The following is a 15,659-nucleotide window of genomic DNA, read 5'->3' as shown; positions in this document are numbered from 1 at the left end:
CCCGCCGCAGCACGCCGCGGGGGGTCGCCGACCTACTGTCAGCTGCCGGGCGGGAGAATAGTAGCGGCTGAAAGGGGCGTGTGGAGTGGCTGAGAACGCCGGGGAGCCGACGCCGGACGAGTTGCTGGCGATCGCCGTACGGATCGCGCGGGAGGCCGCTGACACGGCTCGCCGCATGCGCACCGAGGCGATCACGGACGTGCAGACGAAGAGCACCGACACCGATGTGGTCACGGCGGCCGACAAGGCCGTCGAACGGCAGGTGGTCGAGGCGCTGCGGCGCGAGCGGCCGGGCGACGGCGTGCTCGGCGAGGAGTACGGCGACAGCACCGCGACCACCGGCGGGGTCCGCTGGATCCTCGACCCGATCGACGGCACGGTGAACTACCTCTACGGCCTCCCGCAGTACGCGGTGTCCCTCGCGGCCGAGGTGAACGGCACCGTGGTCGCCGGCGTGGTCCGCAACGCGGCGACCGGAGACGAGTGGACGGCGACCCGCGGCGGTGGCGCGTGGCGCGGCAGCCGGCGGCTCGGCGGGTCGGCGCGGACGACGCTGGACCAGGCGCTCGTCGGCACCGGGTTCGGTTACGACCCGGAGCGCCGGGCCCACCAGGGTGCCGTGCTGGCCGGCCTGATCACCCGGGTACGCGACATCCGCCGCTTCGGCTCCGCCGCCCTGGACCTGTGCATGGCGGCGGAGGGCAGCCTGGACGCCTACTTCGAGAAGGGGCTCAACGCCTGGGACCACGCGGCGGGCGGCCTCGTCGCCGCCGAGGCCGGTCTGCGGGTGTCCGGACTCGACGGTCGCGCGGCCGGCAAGGACATGCTCGTGGCCGCGCCACCGGCGATCTTCCCCGCGCTTCATGACGTCCTCGTCGAGCTCGACGCAGCCGGCGGACCCTGACGGCCCCGGGGCACTGTCAGGAGTCCTTCTTGTCCGGTGCGGGGCAGGCGCCCGGCGGGACCTGCGGCTCGCCCAGCTCCACGAGCGACTGGTTGACCTCGGTCGTGGTGGCGAGCTGCTGGAACTGGCTGCCGATGACGACGTCGACCACGGCGCCCTTGCGCTTGGGGTTGTACTGCGGGTCGGCCTGGTTCAGGAAGTACGCCCGCAGCAGCCACGCCGCGCCGACCGCGTCGGGGCCGTACCGCATGACCGCGACGCCGTCGACCTTCTTGTTGTTCTCGGCCGGCTTCTGGGTCTGGAAGCGCCGGTTCTTGAACTCGTTGGTGACGTTGTCGGCGAGGCCGGGCTGGTCGGTGCCGTTGTAGACCTTGACGGTCACCTGCTGCGGGTCGTCGGGCAGCGTCACGTTCGCCATGACCGAGCCGTCGGGGCACCCGCCGCCGGCCACCGCGCCGCCCTGGGTGTCGCGCACCAGCGCCACGACGACGAAGACCACGGCGGCGACGGCGAGTACGCCGACCACGACGAGCGCTCGGACGCGCGCAAAGCTCATGGGTGGGGTACTCCCGGGTCAGGCGGGCAGGCCGGTGGCCGCGTGGCGTAAGGGTCTGCCGGTGAGGTTAGCGTCTGGCCGTCGGGCGCGCGGAAAGAGGGAATGTTTCCGGCGCGCCGACGATGATCCACGCCGTCGGGCCCCTACCTTGATGTCGCCTCAGTCACATCGGGAACAATTGGCCGCCCATGGACGTACAAGCGTCGCACCAGGGCGGTAAGGTGCCGCGTCTGCCGGGGCAGTTTCACGAGGGGATGGGGGCGCCTCGGCGGATGGTCGTTCCCTGCTGTTCGGGCCGGGGAGAAAAGTCCGTCGCAACGGGAACCGAAACGTCGTCGCCGGCGTTACTTACGCCAAGTGACACATCGATACAGGAGAGTGAAAACCGATGGCCACCGACTACGACGCTCCGCGTCGCGATGAGGTCGACCTCGGCGAGGACAGCCTCGAGGAGCTCAAGGCCCGCCGCGCCGACTCGCAGTCGGGCGCAGTGGACGTCGACGAGGTCGAGGTGGCGGAGAGCTTCGAGCTCCCCGGTGCGGACCTGGCCGACGAGGAACTGACCGTCAAGGTGCTGCCCATGCAGACCGACGAGTTCCGCTGCGCCCGCTGTTTCCTCGTGCATCACCGCAGCCAGCTGGCGGTCGAGCGCAACGGGGAACTGATCTGCCGCGAGTGCGCCTGACGGCGCCCCCGCAGCAGGACCACCCGGCCGTCGTCGACGGCCGGGCGCCGTGTGACCCGTGTGCCCGCCTGTTTCACTGGGTAAAGGGTCTTCGACGGCAGACGTGACGGGGAGGTCGACCACCATGAGCCGCCCAGAAGAGAACTCGGCACCGACCGCAGAGCCGGGGCGTGAGCTCATGAAGGTCGACCCGGCAGGGACGCCGGAGCAGGTCGCGGAGGACGCCGAGATCGGTGCCACCGTGGCCGCGCTGACCGCCGACGACCTGGCCCCGGACAAGCGCCGTCATCTGCTCGGCCGGCTGGTCGGCGAGGTGCGCCGGCGGGGCCTCGGCCAGCTGTTCCGCCCGCGCGCGGCGATGCGCTGGATGGCCGACGTGGTCGCCGACGTCGCTCCGCACGTACCGGTCCGTGATCTGGCCACGCTGCGCCGCCACTTCGACGGTCTCGACGGCGACGAGCTCGCCGAGCGTCTCATCCGCAACGCCGCCCGGACCACCGCCGGGGTCGGCGCGGCCGGCGGCGGTGTGGCCTCGCTCGAGTGGGTCGCCGCTCCGACCCTGCTCTCCGCGCCGGTGCTGCTGGCCGCCGAGACGGTCGCCGTGGTCGCCGTCGAGCTCAAGCTGATCGGCGAGCTGCACGAGGTGTACGCCCAGCCCGTGGCCGGTTCCACCGGGCAGAAGGCAGTGGCGCTGGTGCAGGCCTGGTCCGGCCAGCGCGGCGTGAACCCCCTGGTCCCCGGCGTCGGGGTCGCCACCGTGCTGGGCACGGCGGCGCGCCAGGAGCTGCAGAAGACGCTGCTGCGCCGCTTCGGGCGCAACCTGACCACGATGGGACCGCTGCTGACCGGCGCGGCCGTGGCCAGCTACCTGAACCGCCGGGCCACCCGCTCGCTCGGCGAGAAGCTCGTCAAGGACCTGCGCAAGCGGCGCCCGATCAATCCTGCTTAGCCGCCAGCAGCGCGGTCGCCAGCTCGACCGGGTGCCGGGTGCTGACCACCCAGAACGGGGTCGGGTCCGCCGGGTCGTCCAGGACCACCTGCACCGCACCCTTGATCCACGGCCGCTGCACCACGAAGGCCAGCGGGTGCGAGCCGACGCCCAGCACCTCGCGCTTGCCGTCGGCGTCCAGCGCCACCACGTCCGAGATCACCGCGACCGGCAGCCGGGCGTCGTCGACCTGGAACTCCGTCGCCGTGACGGCCACCCGGAGGCGGCCCAGCCGCCACGGCACCAGCGCCGACAACGGCAGCAGGACGGCGAAGGGCATCCATGCGCGCAGCCCGCCGCTGCCCATCCAGATCTCGGCCGCGAGCAGGGCGGCGACGGCCACCGTGGCGGGCCACATCCACCACGGGGCGCGCAGCCGCTCGGCGTACGCGGCGGGCCGGGCCGTGCGTGCGGAGGGCTCGGATGTCACGCTGGTGAGGGTACGGCGCGCCTCCGTCCCCGGCGACGGCAGGATGGCAGGGTGGGTGCCGCCCGATCCGCTTCGACGTGAGGACTTTCCGCCCGTGGACATCCAGGTCCGTCTCCTCGATCCCGGCCTGCCGCTGCCGTCGTACGCGCACCCCGGCGACGCCGGTGCCGACCTGTACGCGGCCGAGACCGTGGAGCTCGCCCCCGGGGCGTGGAAGTGCGTGCCGACCGGTGTCGCCGTCGCCCTGCCGGAGGGCTACGTGGGGCTGGTGCACCCGCGCTCGGGGCTGGCCGCTCGCCTGGGTGTGACGGTCCTCAACGCCCCCGGTACGGTCGACGCTGGTTACCGCGGCGAGATCCTGGTGAATCTCATCAACCACGACCGGGAGAACACCGTCAAGATCTCCCGGGGGGACCGCATCGCCCAGCTCGTCGTCCAGCGGGTCGAACGGGCCGTGTTCCACGTCGTCGACGAGCTCGACGACAGCGCGCGCGGCACCGGCGGCCACGGTTCGACCGGCGGCCACGGCGCCCTGGCGCAGCAGAAGCTCTAGATCGGGAAGGTGGCAAGCAGATGTTCTCCCGCAAGCGCGGAGGCCCGCGGCACGTACGCCCGGACGACGCGCCCCAGACGGCGGCCCTCGCCCAGAGCATGGGTGACCTGCCGCCGGCGCCCGAGTTCGGTCCCTGGGACAGCGCGCAGGCGCCGGAGGGAGTCCAGCGCCTCGACCTCGGCAGCCTGCTGATCCCCGCGGTCGAGGGGGTCGAGGTGCGGGTGCAGGCGAACCCGGACGGCGGTGTCGAGCAGATCGTCCTGGTGCACGGCAACAGCGCCCTGCAGCTGGGCGTCTTCGCCGCGCCGCGCTCCGAGGGCATCTGGGACGAGGTGCGCGAGGAGATCGCCGGCGCCATGAAGGCCGACGGCGCCGCGCCTCGCGAGCTGGACGGCCCGTACGGCGTGGAGCTGGCGGCCCGGGTGAACACCCCCGACGGCCCGGCCGACGTGCGCTTCGTCGGCGTGGACGGGCCGCGCTGGATGGTCCGCGCCCTGTTCCAGGGGCTGGCCGCGGCCGACCCGGCGCAGGAGGGGGTGCTCGGGGAGTGCCTGCGCGGCCTGGTGGTCGTGCGGGACAACGAGGCGCGGCCGGTGCGCGAGGCGTTGCCGTTGCGGCTGCCGCGTGAGATGGCCGAGGTGGCCGAGGAGCACGCCCACCACCACGAGGACCCCACGCCGCCGGACGTCGCCCCGAACCAGCAGATGCCGGGCGTCAACGGGCGTCACGCCGGCACGTGATCGAATTCGCCTCCGGTGACCTAGGTCACCGGAGGCACTTCCGGCGTACCGTGGAGAAACGGCCCCTGCCCACACTGGGGCCGTCCGCCGGTACCCCCGCCGGTGGGAATCCGTGGCTTGCCGACAGAGGTGGCACGAGGGTCATGACGACCGATGAGCGCACCGGCCTGCGCCGGTTCTTCGAACGGCTGACCGCCTCCGAGGCGGAACTCGACGCCCAGGAGCTGCAGCGCGACAGCGCCAAGTGCGGCGCGATGCCGGCGGGACAGTGCCGCCGGGGCCAGGTCGTCTCCGTGTCGGGGCGGCTGCGGACGGTGGCGTACACTCCCCGCACCAACCTGCCGACGCTGGAGGCCGACCTCTACGACGGCAGCGACGTGGTCACGCTCGTCTTCCTGGGCCGCCGCTCGATCGTCGGCATCGAACCGGGGCGTCAGCTCACCGCGCGCGGCCGGATCGCGATCCGGGACGATCGCAAGGTCATCTACAACCCGTACTACGAGCTGGAGGCGCCCCGGTGACACCCGGCAGCGAGCCCCGTCACGCCGCGCACGAAACGGTGGAGGAGCGGGTCGCCGAGGAGGTTGTCGAGGAACTCGACCTGCATCCGGTCGAGGAGCCGCTGCCCTCGATGAGCGAGCAGATCGCCGAGCAGCTGGGCGGGGTCCGCGGGCTCATCGAGTCCAGCCTGCCGGTGCTCGTGTTCGTGGTGCTCAACGTGCTGCTCGGGGACGCCGTCCTGGACCTGCCCAAGAAGACCGCGCTCTACTGGGCGATCGGCGGCAGCGTGGGCTCGGCGCTGGCGATCGGCGCGTACAGGCTGAGCCGCAAGCAGCCGGTCCGGCACGCGGTCAACGGCATCTTCGGCATCGCGGTCGGCGCCTTCCTGGCGTGGCGTACCGGCGACGCCAAGAATTTCTACCTGCCCGGCATCCTGCTGACGCTGGGACAGGTGGTCCTGCTCATCGCGTCGGTCGCCGTCCGCAGGCCGATCATCGGGTACGTGTGGGGCGTGCTGGCCAACGGCGGGAAGCACGACTGGTTCAGCAACCAGCGGCTGTTCCGTACGTTCCAGTGGCTGACCCTGGTCTGGGCCGCCTCCCTCTTCGTCCGCGCGGGCGTGCAGGGCTGGCTCTACCTCGCCGACGAGGCCAACGCGATCGGCATCGTGCGCGTCCTCATCAGCTGGCCCATCTACGCCGCGACGTTCGCGTACACCGCCTGGGCCGTGCACCGGGTGACGGCGGCCCAGGCCGCCGAAGCGGCAGAGGCGGCCTGAGAGCCGTCAGCCGAGCTCGCCGGTCTTGCCGAGCACCACGGCCCGGACCGCGTCCTCCACCTCCGTCGTGCAGACGAAGATCAGCTCGTCCCCGGCCTCCAGCGGGTCGTCCGGGGTCGGCACCAGCACGCGCTTGCCCCGCAGGACGGCCACCAGCGCCGCGTCCCGGGGCAGCGGGACCGAGCGCACCGGCTGACCCACGTACGGGGCCGTGCCGGGCAGCGTGATCTCGACCAGGTTGGCCTCGCCCTGCCGGAAGGTCATGATCCGGACCAGGTCGCCGACGGTGACCGCCTCCTCGACCAGGGCGGCCATGAGGCGCGGCTTGCTCACCGCGACGTCGACGCCCCACTGTTCGGTGAACAGCCACTCGTTCTCGGCGCGGTTGACCCGGGCGACCACCCGGCCGACCGCGAACTCGGTCTTGGCGAGCAAGGAGACGACCAGGTTGGCCTTGTCGTCACCGGTGGCCGCCACGACGACGTCGCAGCCCGCCACGTCGGCCTCCTCGAGGCTGCTGACCTCGCACGCGTCCGCCAGCACCCACTCGGCCTCCGGCACCCGCTCGGGACGCAGCTGGCGGGGCTGACGCTCGATCAGCATGACCTGGTGACCGTTGCCGATGAGCTCCTGCGCGATGGAGCGGCCGACGTTGCCGGCGCCCGCGATGGCGATCCTCATCAGTGACCCCCCACCTCGGTGGTCGCGGCCGCCGCGAGCACCTGATCGACGATGTCGTCGGTGACCAGCATGAAGACCTGGTCGCCGTCCTGCAGGACGGTCGACGGCGTGGCCAGCGAGCCGATGCCGAAGCGCATCAGGTAGGCGACGCGGGCGCCGGTGGCCTCCTCCAGCGCCTTGATCGTGCGGCCCACCCACTCGCGGTGCAGCGGCGCCTCGACGATCGACACGGCGCTCGTCGGGTCGCGGAACACCTCGATCGTTCCCTCGGGCACCAGGTGGCGGACCATCCGGTCGGCCGCCCAGCGGATCGTCGCCACGGTCGGGATGCCGAGGCGCTCGTACACCAGCGCGCGGCGGGCGTCGTAGATGCGGGCGACCACCCGGGAGACGCCGTACGTCTCCCGCGCCAGGCGCGCCGAGATGATGTTGGAGTTGTCGCCGCTGGAGACCGCCGCGAAGGCGTCCGCCCGCTCGATGCCGGCCTGGCGCAGCACGTCCCGGTCGAAGCCGATGCCGGTGACCGTGAGGCCGCTGAACTCGGCACCGAGCCGGCGGAAGGCGTCCGAATTCTGGTCGATGATCGCGACCGAGTGGCCGCGGGCATCGAGCTTGTGGGCCAGCGTCGAGCCGAGCCGCCCGCAGCCCATGATCACCACGTGCACCGTTTTGCGCCTTCCCACTGGTTGCGTACTCAGCAGAGCGTGCCATGCCCGCGCGGCGGGCGCTGGCCGGGGCGGAAGACGGCGTGGCGCGGACAGCCGTACGCTTGGCCCTTGTGGCGAGTTCGACGTCCTTAGCCAAGCGCCTGCTGCTCGGCCGGCCCTTCCGCTCCGACAAGCTGCAGCACACGCTGCTGCCGAAGCGGATCGCGCTGCCCGTGTTCGCCTCCGACGCGCTGTCCAGCGTCGCCTATGCGCCCGATGAAGTCCTGCTGACCCTCTCCATCGCCGGAGCGAGTGCGTTCGTCTACTCGCCCTGGATCACGCTCGCCGTGGCGGTGGTGATGATCACCGTGGTGGCGAGCTACCGGCAGAACGTGCACGCCTACCCGTCGGGCGGCGGCGACTACGAGGTGGCGACGGTCAACCTGGGCCCGCGCTTCGGCGTGGCCGTGGCCAGCGCCCTGCTGGTCGACTACATCCTCACGGTGGCGGTGTCGGTCAGCGCCGGCGTGAACAACCTCGGTTCGGTCGTGCCGTTCGTCGCCGAGCACAAGATCGGCATCGCGCTGGCGGCCGTGGCCCTGCTCACCTCCCTCAACCTGCGGGGGCTGCGGGAGTCCGGCACGGCGTTCGCCATCCCGACGTACGCGTTCATCGTCGTCATCCTCGGCATGATCATCACCGGCATGGTCCGGGTCTTCGTCCTCGGCCAGGACCTGCACGCGCCCAGCGCCGACCTGGTCATCAAGGCCGAGGAGAGCCACCTGACCAGCTTCGCGTTCGTCTTCCTGCTGCTGCGGACCTTCTCGTCCGGCTGCGCGGCGCTGACCGGTGTGGAGGCCATCTCCAACGGCGTGCCCGCCTTCAAGCCGCCGAAGAGCAAGAACGCCGCCACCACCCTGCTGATGCTCGGCGGCATCGCGATCATGATGCTGGTCGGCATCGTGCTGCTGGCCCGCGCGACCCACCTGCAGTACGTCGAGGACCCCTCGCAGATCGTCGGCGGGCCGGTGAACTACGTCCAGAAGACGGTCACCACCCAGCTGGGCGAGACGGTGTTCGGCAGCGGCTCGATCCTGCTGTACCTGGTCGGCGCGGTCACCGCCCTCATCCTCTTCCTGGCCGCGAACACCGCCTTCAACGGCTTCCCGGTGCTCGGCTCGATCCTGGCGCAGGACCGCTACCTGCCGCGTCAGCTGCACACCCGCGGCGACCGGCTGGCCTTCAGCAACGGCATCATCTTCCTGGCCGTCGCCGCGATGGTCCTGATCATGGCGTTCGACGCCGAGGTCACCCGGCTGATCCAGCTCTACATCGTGGGCGTCTTCGTGTCGTTCACGCTCTCCCAGGCCGGGATGATCAGGCACTGGAACCGGATGCTGGGGACGCAGCGAGATCCCACGAAGCGCCGGCAGATGTACCGCTCCCGGGGGATCAACACCGTCGGCATGGCGATGACCGGTGCGGTGCTGATCGTCGTACTGGTCACCAAGTTCCTGCTGGGCGCGTGGATCGCGATCGCCGGGATGGTGGTGATCTACGTGCTCATGCTGAGCATCCGCAAGCACTACGACCGGGTGGCGGCGGAGCTGCAGCCCACCGAGGAACGCCCGGTGCTGCCGTCGCGCAACCACGCCGTGGTGCTGGTCAGCAAGGTGCACCTGCCGACGCTGCGGGCGGTGGCGTACGCGCAGGCGACCCGGCCGGACACGCTGACGGCGGTGACGGTCAACGTGGACGACAAGGACACCCGCAAGATCCAGGCGGAGTGGGAGCGGCGGCAGATCCCGGTGTCGCTGACCGTGGTGGAATCGCCGTACCGGGAGATCACCCGGCCGATCATCGACTTCGTGAAGAGCGTCCGCCGGGGCTCGCCGCGCGACGTGGTCACGGTCTTCGTGCCGGAGTACGTCGTGGGCCGCTGGTGGGAGAACCTGCTGCACAACCAGAGCGCGCTGCGGATCAAGGGCCGGCTGCTCTTCGAGCCGGGCGTGATGGTGACCAGCGTGCCGTGGCAGCTGCGCTCCAGCCAGGACCGGGACCTGGACCGGCTCGACGAGAACCTGAGCCGCGCGCCGGCCCGCGGCCCCCGCACGCGCCGCACCGACATGGCCGCCGCGGTGCCGGCGTCCGGGGCGGACGACCGGACGGCGGCTTCGGCGGCCGGGCCGGACGAGTCCCGGTGAGCCTCGCGGAGCACGATCTCGTCGAAGGGGACCGGGTCGAGGTCACCGTGGGCGCGCCCGCGCACGGCGGCCACTGCGTGGCGCGGATCGGCGGCGAGCACGGCCATGTCGTCTTCGTCCGGCACGCGCTGCCGGGGGAGCGGGTGACGGCCGAGATCACCGAACTGCACAAGGGATACCTGCGCGCGGACGCGGTGAGCGTGCAGGAGGCCTCGCCGGATCGGGTCACGCCGCCGTGCCCGTACGCCCGGCCCGACGCGTGTGGGGGTTGCGACCTCCAGCATGTGGCGCCGGCAGCACAGCTGGAGTGGAAGACGGCCGTCGTGCGCGAGCTGCTGATGCGCATGGGCGGGCTGACGGACACCCTCGGCGTACGGGTGGAACCCCTGCCCGGTGGCCTCCTCGGCTGGCGCACCCGGATCCGGTACGCGGTGGACGCCGCCGACCGTCCCGGCCTGCTCAAGCACCGCTCGCACGAGGTGGTGCCGATCGACCGCTGCCGCATCGCCCACCCGGCGTTGCAGGAGCTCGACGTGACCGCGCGCAGCTGGCCGGACGTCTCGGCGATCGAGGCGGTCGCGTCGACCGGCGGCGACGTGACGGTGTTCGCCCGCGAGGCCTCGGCGCCCGCGGATCTGCTGGACGAGGCGCACGGCGGTGACCGCGCCCTGCTCGAGGGCTCGGCGCACGTACGGGAGCGGGCCGCCGGCCGGGAGTGGGACGTGCCGGCCGAGGGCTTCTGGCAGATCCACCCGGCCGCCGCGGACACCCTCGTCGCGGCGGTGCTGGAGCTGCTCGACCCCCGTCCGGGCGAGTCGTCGTGGGACCTCTACGGCGGCGCCGGCCTGTTCGCCGCCGCCCTCGCGGAGCGGACCGGGGGGCGCACCACGGTGGTCGAGTCGTCCCCGGCGGGAGTGGCGGCGGCCCGGCGCAACCTGGCCGACGTGAAAGCCGAGGTGGTCGCGGCGAAGGTCGACGTCGCGCTGGCCCGCCGCCGGATCGCCGGTCCGGTCGACCTCGTGGTGCTCGATCCGCCGCGTGCCGGCGCCGGGGCGAAGGTGGTCCGGGCGGTCGCCGCGGCGGCACCCCGGGCGGTGGCCTACGTGGCGTGCGATCCCGCGGCCCTGGCCCGGGACGTCAAGACGTTCACCGGGCTCGGCTGGCGGGTGGCGGCGCTCAGGGCGTACGACTGCTTTCCGATGACTCAGCACGTGGAGTGCGTGGCTCTGCTGGTTCCCGATCGCTGAGAGGCGCCTCCGGCACCTTGGTGGCGTCGTGCGGCTCGTCGTCGTAGCTGGTCTCGTCGAACGGGGCCTCGCCGGAGAGCACGGCGCGAGCCTGTTCGCGGTCGAACTCGCCGGTCCAGGTGCCGATCAGCACGGTGGCGACGGCGTTGCCGGCGAAGTTGGTCAGCGCCCGCGCCTCGGACATCAGGCGGTCGATGCCGACGATCAGGCCCACGCCGGGCACCAGGTCGGGGCGGTGGCTTTGCAGGCCGCCGGCGAGCGTCGCGAGCCCCGCCCCGGTCACGCCGGCCGCGCCCTTGGAGGCGATGATCATGAACGCCAGCAGCCCGATCTGCTGGCCCACGGAGAGCGGCTTGTCGAGCGCGTCGGCGATGAACAGCGATGCCATCGTGAGGTAGATCGCCGTGCCGTCGAGGTTGAACGAGTAGCCGGTCGGCACGACGATGCCGACCACCGGGCGGCTCACCCCGAGGTGCCCCATCTTGGCGATCAGCCGCGGCAGCGCCGACTCGGACGACGAGGTGGACAGGATGAGCAGGAACTCGCGGGCCAGGTAGCGCAGCAGCTTGAAGATCGATATCTGGGCGACGAGGCGCAGCAGCAGGCCGAGCACGACGAAGACGAACAGTACGCAGGTGGTGTAGAAGCCCATCATGATGCCGGCGAGGCTCTTGAGGGCGTCGAACCCGGTCGCGCCGACCACCGCCGCCATGGCGCCGAACGCGCCGATCGGCGCCAGCCACATGATCATGGCGAGGATCTTGAACACCAGTCGTTGGATGACGCCGATCGCCCGGATCACCGGCTCGCCGCGGTCGCCCATCGCCTGCACGGCGAAGCCGACGAGCAGCGCGACCAGCAGGGCCTGCAGCACCTCGCCGCTGGTCAGGGCGCTCAGCAGGCTGTCCGGGATGATGCCGAGCACGAAGTCGACGCCCGATTCCGCCTCTCCGCTCACCTGCGCCTGGCCGGTCCGGGCCAGCTCGGCGCTCAGGTGCAGCCCGGAGCCGGGATGCAGGATGTTGCCGACCACCAGGCCGATCGTCAGCGCGACGGTCGACATGACGAGGAAGTAGAGCAGCGCCAGGCCGCCGACCCGGCCGACCTGGGCGGCGCGGCGGACCGAGCCCACACCCAGCACGATCGTGCAGAAGATGATCGGCGAGATCATCATCTTGATCAGCGCGACGAAGCCGGTCCCGAGCGGGCGCAGCTCCTTGCCGACGTCGGGGAAGAGGAAGCCGACGGCGATGCCGAGGGCCATCGCCACGAGCACGGCGATGTAGAGCAGGTGACTGCGGTCGCGGCGGGCCGGGGGCGCATCGACGGTCATGCGTCCTTCCTACCGCACCTTGTGATCTGAGTCACGACCAGGCGATTGTGCAGGTTCTGTGCAGGACGTCGCAGTAATCGATCGCGCCGCGTGCGTGCGTGCCGTACGCCGATAGACTGACGCCTCATGAGCGAGCGCAGTGATCAGGCCGGCATCCTCGGCACCATCGAGACGCCCGGCGACCTCAAGCGGTTGAGCGCCGAGCAGCTCACCCTGCTCGCCGCCGAGATCCGCGACTTCCTGGTCGCCAAGGTGTCCCGCACGGGCGGCCACCTCGGACCCAACCTCGGCGTGGTGGAGACCACCCTGGCGCTGCACCGGGTGTTCGACTCGCCACGCGACAAGATCCTGTTCGACACCGGGCACCAGGCGTACGTGCACAAGATCGTGACCGGCCGCCAGGACGGGTTCGACCTGCTCCGGCAGCGCGGTGGCCTCACCGGCTACCCCAGCCGCGCCGAGAGCGAGCACGACCTCATCGAGAACTCGCACGCCTCCACCGCCCTGTCGTACGCGGACGGCATCTCCAAGGCGTTCACGCTGCGCGGCGAGGACCGGCACGTGGTGGCGGTCGTGGGCGACGGCGCGCTGACCGGCGGCATGTGCTGGGAGGCGCTCAACAACATCGCCGCCGCCAGGAACAAGCTGGTCATCGTCGTCAACGACAACGGCCGGTCGTACGCGCCGACGATCGGCGGGCTCGCGGACCACCTCTCCACGCTGCGCCTCAACCCCGGCTACGAGCGGGTGCTCGACCTGGTCAAGAACGCCCTCGGGTCGACGCCGGTGGTGGGCAAGCCGGCGTACGAGGTGCTGCACGCGGTCAAGAAGGGCATCAAGGACGCGGTCAGCCCGCAGCCGATGTTCGAGGACCTCGGCATCAAGTACATCGGCCCCGTCGACGGGCACGACACCCAGGCCATGGAGTCAGCGCTGCGCCGCGCGAAGGGCTTCAACGCGCCGGTCATCGTGCACGCGGTGACCCGCAAGGGCTACGGCTACCGGCCCGCCGAGGACGACGAGGCCGACTGCCTGCACGGCCCGGGCGCCTTCGACCCGCAGACCGGTGCGCTGACCGCCAAGCCGTCGGTGAAGTGGACGAACGTCTTCGCCGAGGAGCTGGTGGCCATCGCCGACGAGCGGCCCGACATCGTCGGCATCACCGCCGCGATGGCCGAGCCCACCGGCATCGCCGCGCTGGCGAGGAAGTACCCGGAGCGGGCGTACGACGTCGGTATCGCCGAGCAGCACGCGGCCACCTCCGCGGCCGGCCTCGCCATGGGCGGCCTGCACCCCGTGGTGGCGGTGTACGCGACCTTCCTCAACCGCGCCTTCGACCAGGTCCTGCTGGACGTGGCGATGCACGAGCTGCCGGTCACCTTCGTGCTCGACCGGGCGGGCATCACCGGCCCGGACGGTCCCAGCCACTACGGCATCTGGGACATGAGCGTCTTCGGCGTCGTGCCGGGTCTGCGCATCGCCGCGCCCCGGGACGCCGCGACGCTGCGCGAGGAGCTGCGCGAGGCGGTCGCGGTGGACGACGGCCCGACCATCGTGCGTTTCCCGACCGGCTCGGTCGCCGCGGACCTCCCGGCGCTGCGCCGGGTCGGCCCGGTCGACGTGCTCCGCGAGCAGGACCGCAAGGACGTGCTCCTGGTCGCCGTGGGTGCCTTCGCCAAGCTCGGCATGGAGGTCGCCGAACGGATCGCGGAGCAGGGGTACGGCGTGACGGTCGTCGACCCGCGCTGGGTGCGCCCGGTGCCGATCGAGCTCGTGGGCCTGGCCGGCGGCCACCGCCTCGTGGTGACGCTGGAGGACGGCGTGCGGGCCGGCGGGGTCGGCGAGGCCGTGGCGAGCACGCTGCGGGACGCCGGCGTCGACGTGCCGCTGCGGGACCTCGGCGTGCCGGTCGGCTTCCACCCGCACGGCACCCGGGCCGAGATCCTCGCCTCCCTGGGCCTGACCGCCCAGGACATCGCGCGTGACGTCACCGAGTGGGTGTCGCAGCTGGAGGATCCGGCGGCCGTCCGCGAATCCGCCTCCTGACGCTCGCCGCGCGTTTTCGTTATTAAGCCGTTACCTTTGGGGGTATGGCGGCGGAGACGTTCGGCGGCGCGACGGTAGTCATCGACCTCGGCCTGGACCGGGGTGAACCCGACGAGTACGCCTCGCCGGCCCACTCCACCGTGCCGCGCTGGTTCCCGCCCGTGCTCGTCGCGCTGCTCGTGCTGCTCGGCTCCGCCGCGTCCGCCGCCCCACCCCGGCCGGCCCTGTCGTCGCTGATCACCGTGCGGGTCGGGCCGGCGGACCCGTACGCGCTGACCGACGCCGGCGACCTGCTGGTGCAGAGCCTCGGCACGCTCCTCTCGTACGACCTCCGCGACGGTCGGATGCGGTGGCAGGCCGGCTCGGAGGCGCCCACGTACCGGCTGCGCACCGGGGGCGGGCTCGTGCTGCTGCGGCCGTACTCGGGAACGGTCCGGATCGATCCCGGCACCACCGCCGTCTCGCTGACCAACGGTTCCGTCCTGTGGCGGCGCGCCGGCAGCGTCGTCACCGTGGCCGGCTCGTCCACCCTGCTCGCCGTCTCCGGCGTGCGCAGCTTCGCCGGCCCGGGCCGCCGGGTGCAGGGGACGGTGGCGGCGGTCGACCCGGCGACCGGACGGACCGGGTGGCAGGTGCCCGTACCGTCGACCGCGGTGCTGCTCGGAGTGCCCAGGTCCGGCGACGTCGCGCCGCGGATGCTGCTCGTGCACGACAACCGCACCGCGGCGGTGCACGACCTGGCCACCGGTGCCCTCCTGGCCACCGGGAAGCTGCCGGCCGCCGACTACGGGCCGGACAACCCCGTCGTATCCGGCGGTCTCCTGCTGCTGCGGCACCCCACGCTGACCGGCCGCGTGGTGTCCGCCTTCGACCCGGTGACCCTGAAGCACCGCTGGACCCGGGCGGCCGGGTTCGCCTTCGGCATCACCACCTGCGGGCGGTTCGCGTGCCTCGCCGGCCCCGACGGGGTCCGGGCCGTAGACCCCGCCGACGGCAGCCCCGCCTGGTTCCGGCCCGCCTGGCGCAGCGTCGAACAGCGCGGCGGCCTGGTCGTCGCCTTCGGTACGCCCGCCGGCGACAACGACCCGGTCGGCATCATCGACCCCGGCACCGGCCGGGTCCTCGCCGACCTCCACGGCTGGCGGCTGGTGCCCGGTTCGGGCGGGGACCACCTGCTCGTGACGCGGCCCGTCGGCGTGGGTGGCCGTACCATGGTCGCCGTCGCCGCCCCCGGCGATGCGCGACCGGAGCTGCTGTCCGACCTGCCCGCCGGCACCGGCGACTGCCAGGCGGCACCGGGCCGGCTGGTCTGCCGCTCGACGGCGGGCGAACTCGTGGTCCGGGCGTACGAGCGGAAGGGATAGAC

At 72.2% G+C, this 15,659-nt stretch carries 16 protein-coding genes; 11 read left to right on the top strand and 5 right to left on the bottom strand.

Annotated elements, in window-relative coordinates; translation table 11 throughout:
- Positions 1-85: 85 nt before the first annotated feature.
- Positions 86-904 carry an inositol monophosphatase family protein gene (locus tag ACIBO8_RS22135; protein ID WP_396117188.1) on the top strand — a complete coding sequence of 273 codons (819 nt, stop codon included), beginning with the start codon at positions 86-88 and terminating at the stop codon, positions 902-904.
- 16 nt (positions 905-920) lie between these two features.
- On the opposite strand, the gene ACIBO8_RS22130 is transcribed toward ACIBO8_RS22135, so the two are convergent.
- Positions 921-1,460, bottom strand: a complete 540-nt coding sequence (locus ACIBO8_RS22130; RefSeq protein WP_396117187.1) for a LytR C-terminal domain-containing protein — start codon at positions 1,458-1,460, stop codon at positions 921-923.
- A 388-nt stretch (positions 1,461-1,848) separates the two neighbouring features.
- Here ACIBO8_RS22130 and ACIBO8_RS22125 point away from each other — a divergent pair, with 388 nt between their 5' ends.
- Together ACIBO8_RS22125 and ACIBO8_RS22120 are read left to right on the top strand one after the other, a co-directional pair.
- Positions 1,849-2,145, top strand: a complete 297-nt coding sequence (locus ACIBO8_RS22125; RefSeq protein WP_023561654.1) for a DUF4193 domain-containing protein — start codon at positions 1,849-1,851, stop codon at positions 2,143-2,145.
- 178 nt (positions 2,146-2,323) lie between these two features.
- On the top strand, positions 2,324-3,094 hold the full coding sequence (locus ACIBO8_RS22120; protein WP_396117726.1) for a hypothetical protein: 771 nt from the start codon (positions 2,324-2,326) through the stop codon (positions 3,092-3,094).
- On the opposite strand, the gene ACIBO8_RS22115 is transcribed toward ACIBO8_RS22120, so the two are convergent.
- On the bottom strand, positions 3,081-3,563 hold the full coding sequence (locus tag ACIBO8_RS22115) for a DUF3093 domain-containing protein (protein ID WP_396117186.1): 483 nt from the start codon (positions 3,561-3,563) through the stop codon (positions 3,081-3,083). The two genes, ACIBO8_RS22120 and ACIBO8_RS22115, sit on opposite strands and share 14 nt — an antisense overlap.
- 43 nt (positions 3,564-3,606) lie before the next feature.
- On the opposite strand from ACIBO8_RS22115, the gene dut reads away from it, so the two are divergent.
- The 4 genes from dut (at position 3,607) to ACIBO8_RS22095 (ending at position 6,135) form a co-directional block, all read left to right on the top strand.
- On the top strand, positions 3,607-4,116 hold the full coding sequence (gene dut / locus ACIBO8_RS22110) for a dUTP diphosphatase (RefSeq protein ID WP_396117185.1): 510 nt from the start codon (positions 3,607-3,609) through the stop codon (positions 4,114-4,116).
- 20 nt (positions 4,117-4,136) lie between these two features.
- Entirely contained in the window at positions 4,137-4,856 is a 720-nt protein-coding gene (locus tag ACIBO8_RS22105) for a DUF3710 domain-containing protein (RefSeq protein ID WP_396117184.1), read from the top strand.
- A gap of 143 nt (positions 4,857-4,999) precedes the next feature.
- Positions 5,000-5,377, top strand: a complete 378-nt coding sequence (locus ACIBO8_RS22100; RefSeq protein ID WP_396117183.1) for an OB-fold nucleic acid binding domain-containing protein — start codon at positions 5,000-5,002, stop codon at positions 5,375-5,377.
- Entirely contained in the window at positions 5,374-6,135 is a 762-nt protein-coding gene (locus ACIBO8_RS22095; RefSeq protein WP_396117182.1) for a DUF3159 domain-containing protein, read from the top strand. Before ACIBO8_RS22100 ends, ACIBO8_RS22095 begins: the two co-directional genes overlap by 4 nt.
- A 6-nt stretch (positions 6,136-6,141) precedes the next feature.
- Here the strand turns inward: ACIBO8_RS22095 and ACIBO8_RS22090 are convergent, their stop codons facing one another.
- Together ACIBO8_RS22090 and ACIBO8_RS22085 are read right to left on the bottom strand one after the other, a co-directional pair.
- Positions 6,142-6,816 carry a potassium channel family protein gene (locus ACIBO8_RS22090; RefSeq protein ID WP_396117181.1) on the bottom strand — a complete coding sequence of 225 codons (675 nt, stop codon included), beginning with the start codon at positions 6,814-6,816 and terminating at the stop codon, positions 6,142-6,144.
- Positions 6,816-7,481, bottom strand: coding sequence for a potassium channel family protein (locus tag ACIBO8_RS22085; RefSeq protein ID WP_396117180.1), 666 nt, complete (start codon positions 7,479-7,481; stop codon positions 6,816-6,818). The genes ACIBO8_RS22090 and ACIBO8_RS22085 overlap by 1 nt, the downstream gene beginning before the upstream one ends.
- 113 nt (positions 7,482-7,594) lie before the next feature.
- On the opposite strand from ACIBO8_RS22085, the gene ACIBO8_RS22080 reads away from it, so the two are divergent.
- The gene (locus ACIBO8_RS22080) at positions 7,595-9,667 is read left to right on the top strand and encodes an APC family permease (RefSeq protein WP_396117179.1); all 2,073 of its coding nucleotides are present in this window, start codon (positions 7,595-7,597) and stop codon (positions 9,665-9,667) included.
- A complete protein-coding gene (locus tag ACIBO8_RS22075) occupies positions 9,664-10,914 on the top strand; it encodes a class I SAM-dependent RNA methyltransferase (protein WP_396117178.1) in 1,251 nt (416 codons plus the stop codon). The genes ACIBO8_RS22080 and ACIBO8_RS22075 overlap by 4 nt, the downstream gene beginning before the upstream one ends.
- Here ACIBO8_RS22075 and ACIBO8_RS22070 read toward each other — a convergent pair.
- On the bottom strand, positions 10,844-12,247 hold the full coding sequence (locus ACIBO8_RS22070; RefSeq protein ID WP_396117177.1) for a cation:dicarboxylate symporter family transporter: 1,404 nt from the start codon (positions 12,245-12,247) through the stop codon (positions 10,844-10,846). The genes ACIBO8_RS22075 and ACIBO8_RS22070 overlap by 71 nt on opposite strands.
- Before the next feature lie 126 nt (positions 12,248-12,373).
- Here ACIBO8_RS22070 and dxs point away from each other — a divergent pair, with 126 nt between their 5' ends.
- Together dxs and ACIBO8_RS22060 are read left to right on the top strand one after the other, a co-directional pair.
- Complete coding sequence (dxs, locus tag ACIBO8_RS22065) at positions 12,374-14,293, top strand: 1-deoxy-D-xylulose-5-phosphate synthase (protein ID WP_396117176.1); 1,920 nt, start codon at positions 12,374-12,376, stop codon at positions 14,291-14,293.
- Positions 14,294-14,337: 44 nt separating this feature from the next.
- On the top strand, positions 14,338-15,657 hold the full coding sequence (locus ACIBO8_RS22060; RefSeq protein WP_396117175.1) for a PQQ-binding-like beta-propeller repeat protein: 1,320 nt from the start codon (positions 14,338-14,340) through the stop codon (positions 15,655-15,657).
- Positions 15,658-15,659 lie beyond the last annotated feature (2 nt).

The sequence above is a fragment of the Actinoplanes sp. NPDC049681 genome (genome assembly GCF_044465265.1).
In the GTDB taxonomy this organism is placed as follows: Bacteria; Actinomycetota; Actinomycetes; order Mycobacteriales; family Micromonosporaceae; genus Actinoplanes.
This window is presented reverse-complemented; position numbering and strand designations above follow the sequence as displayed.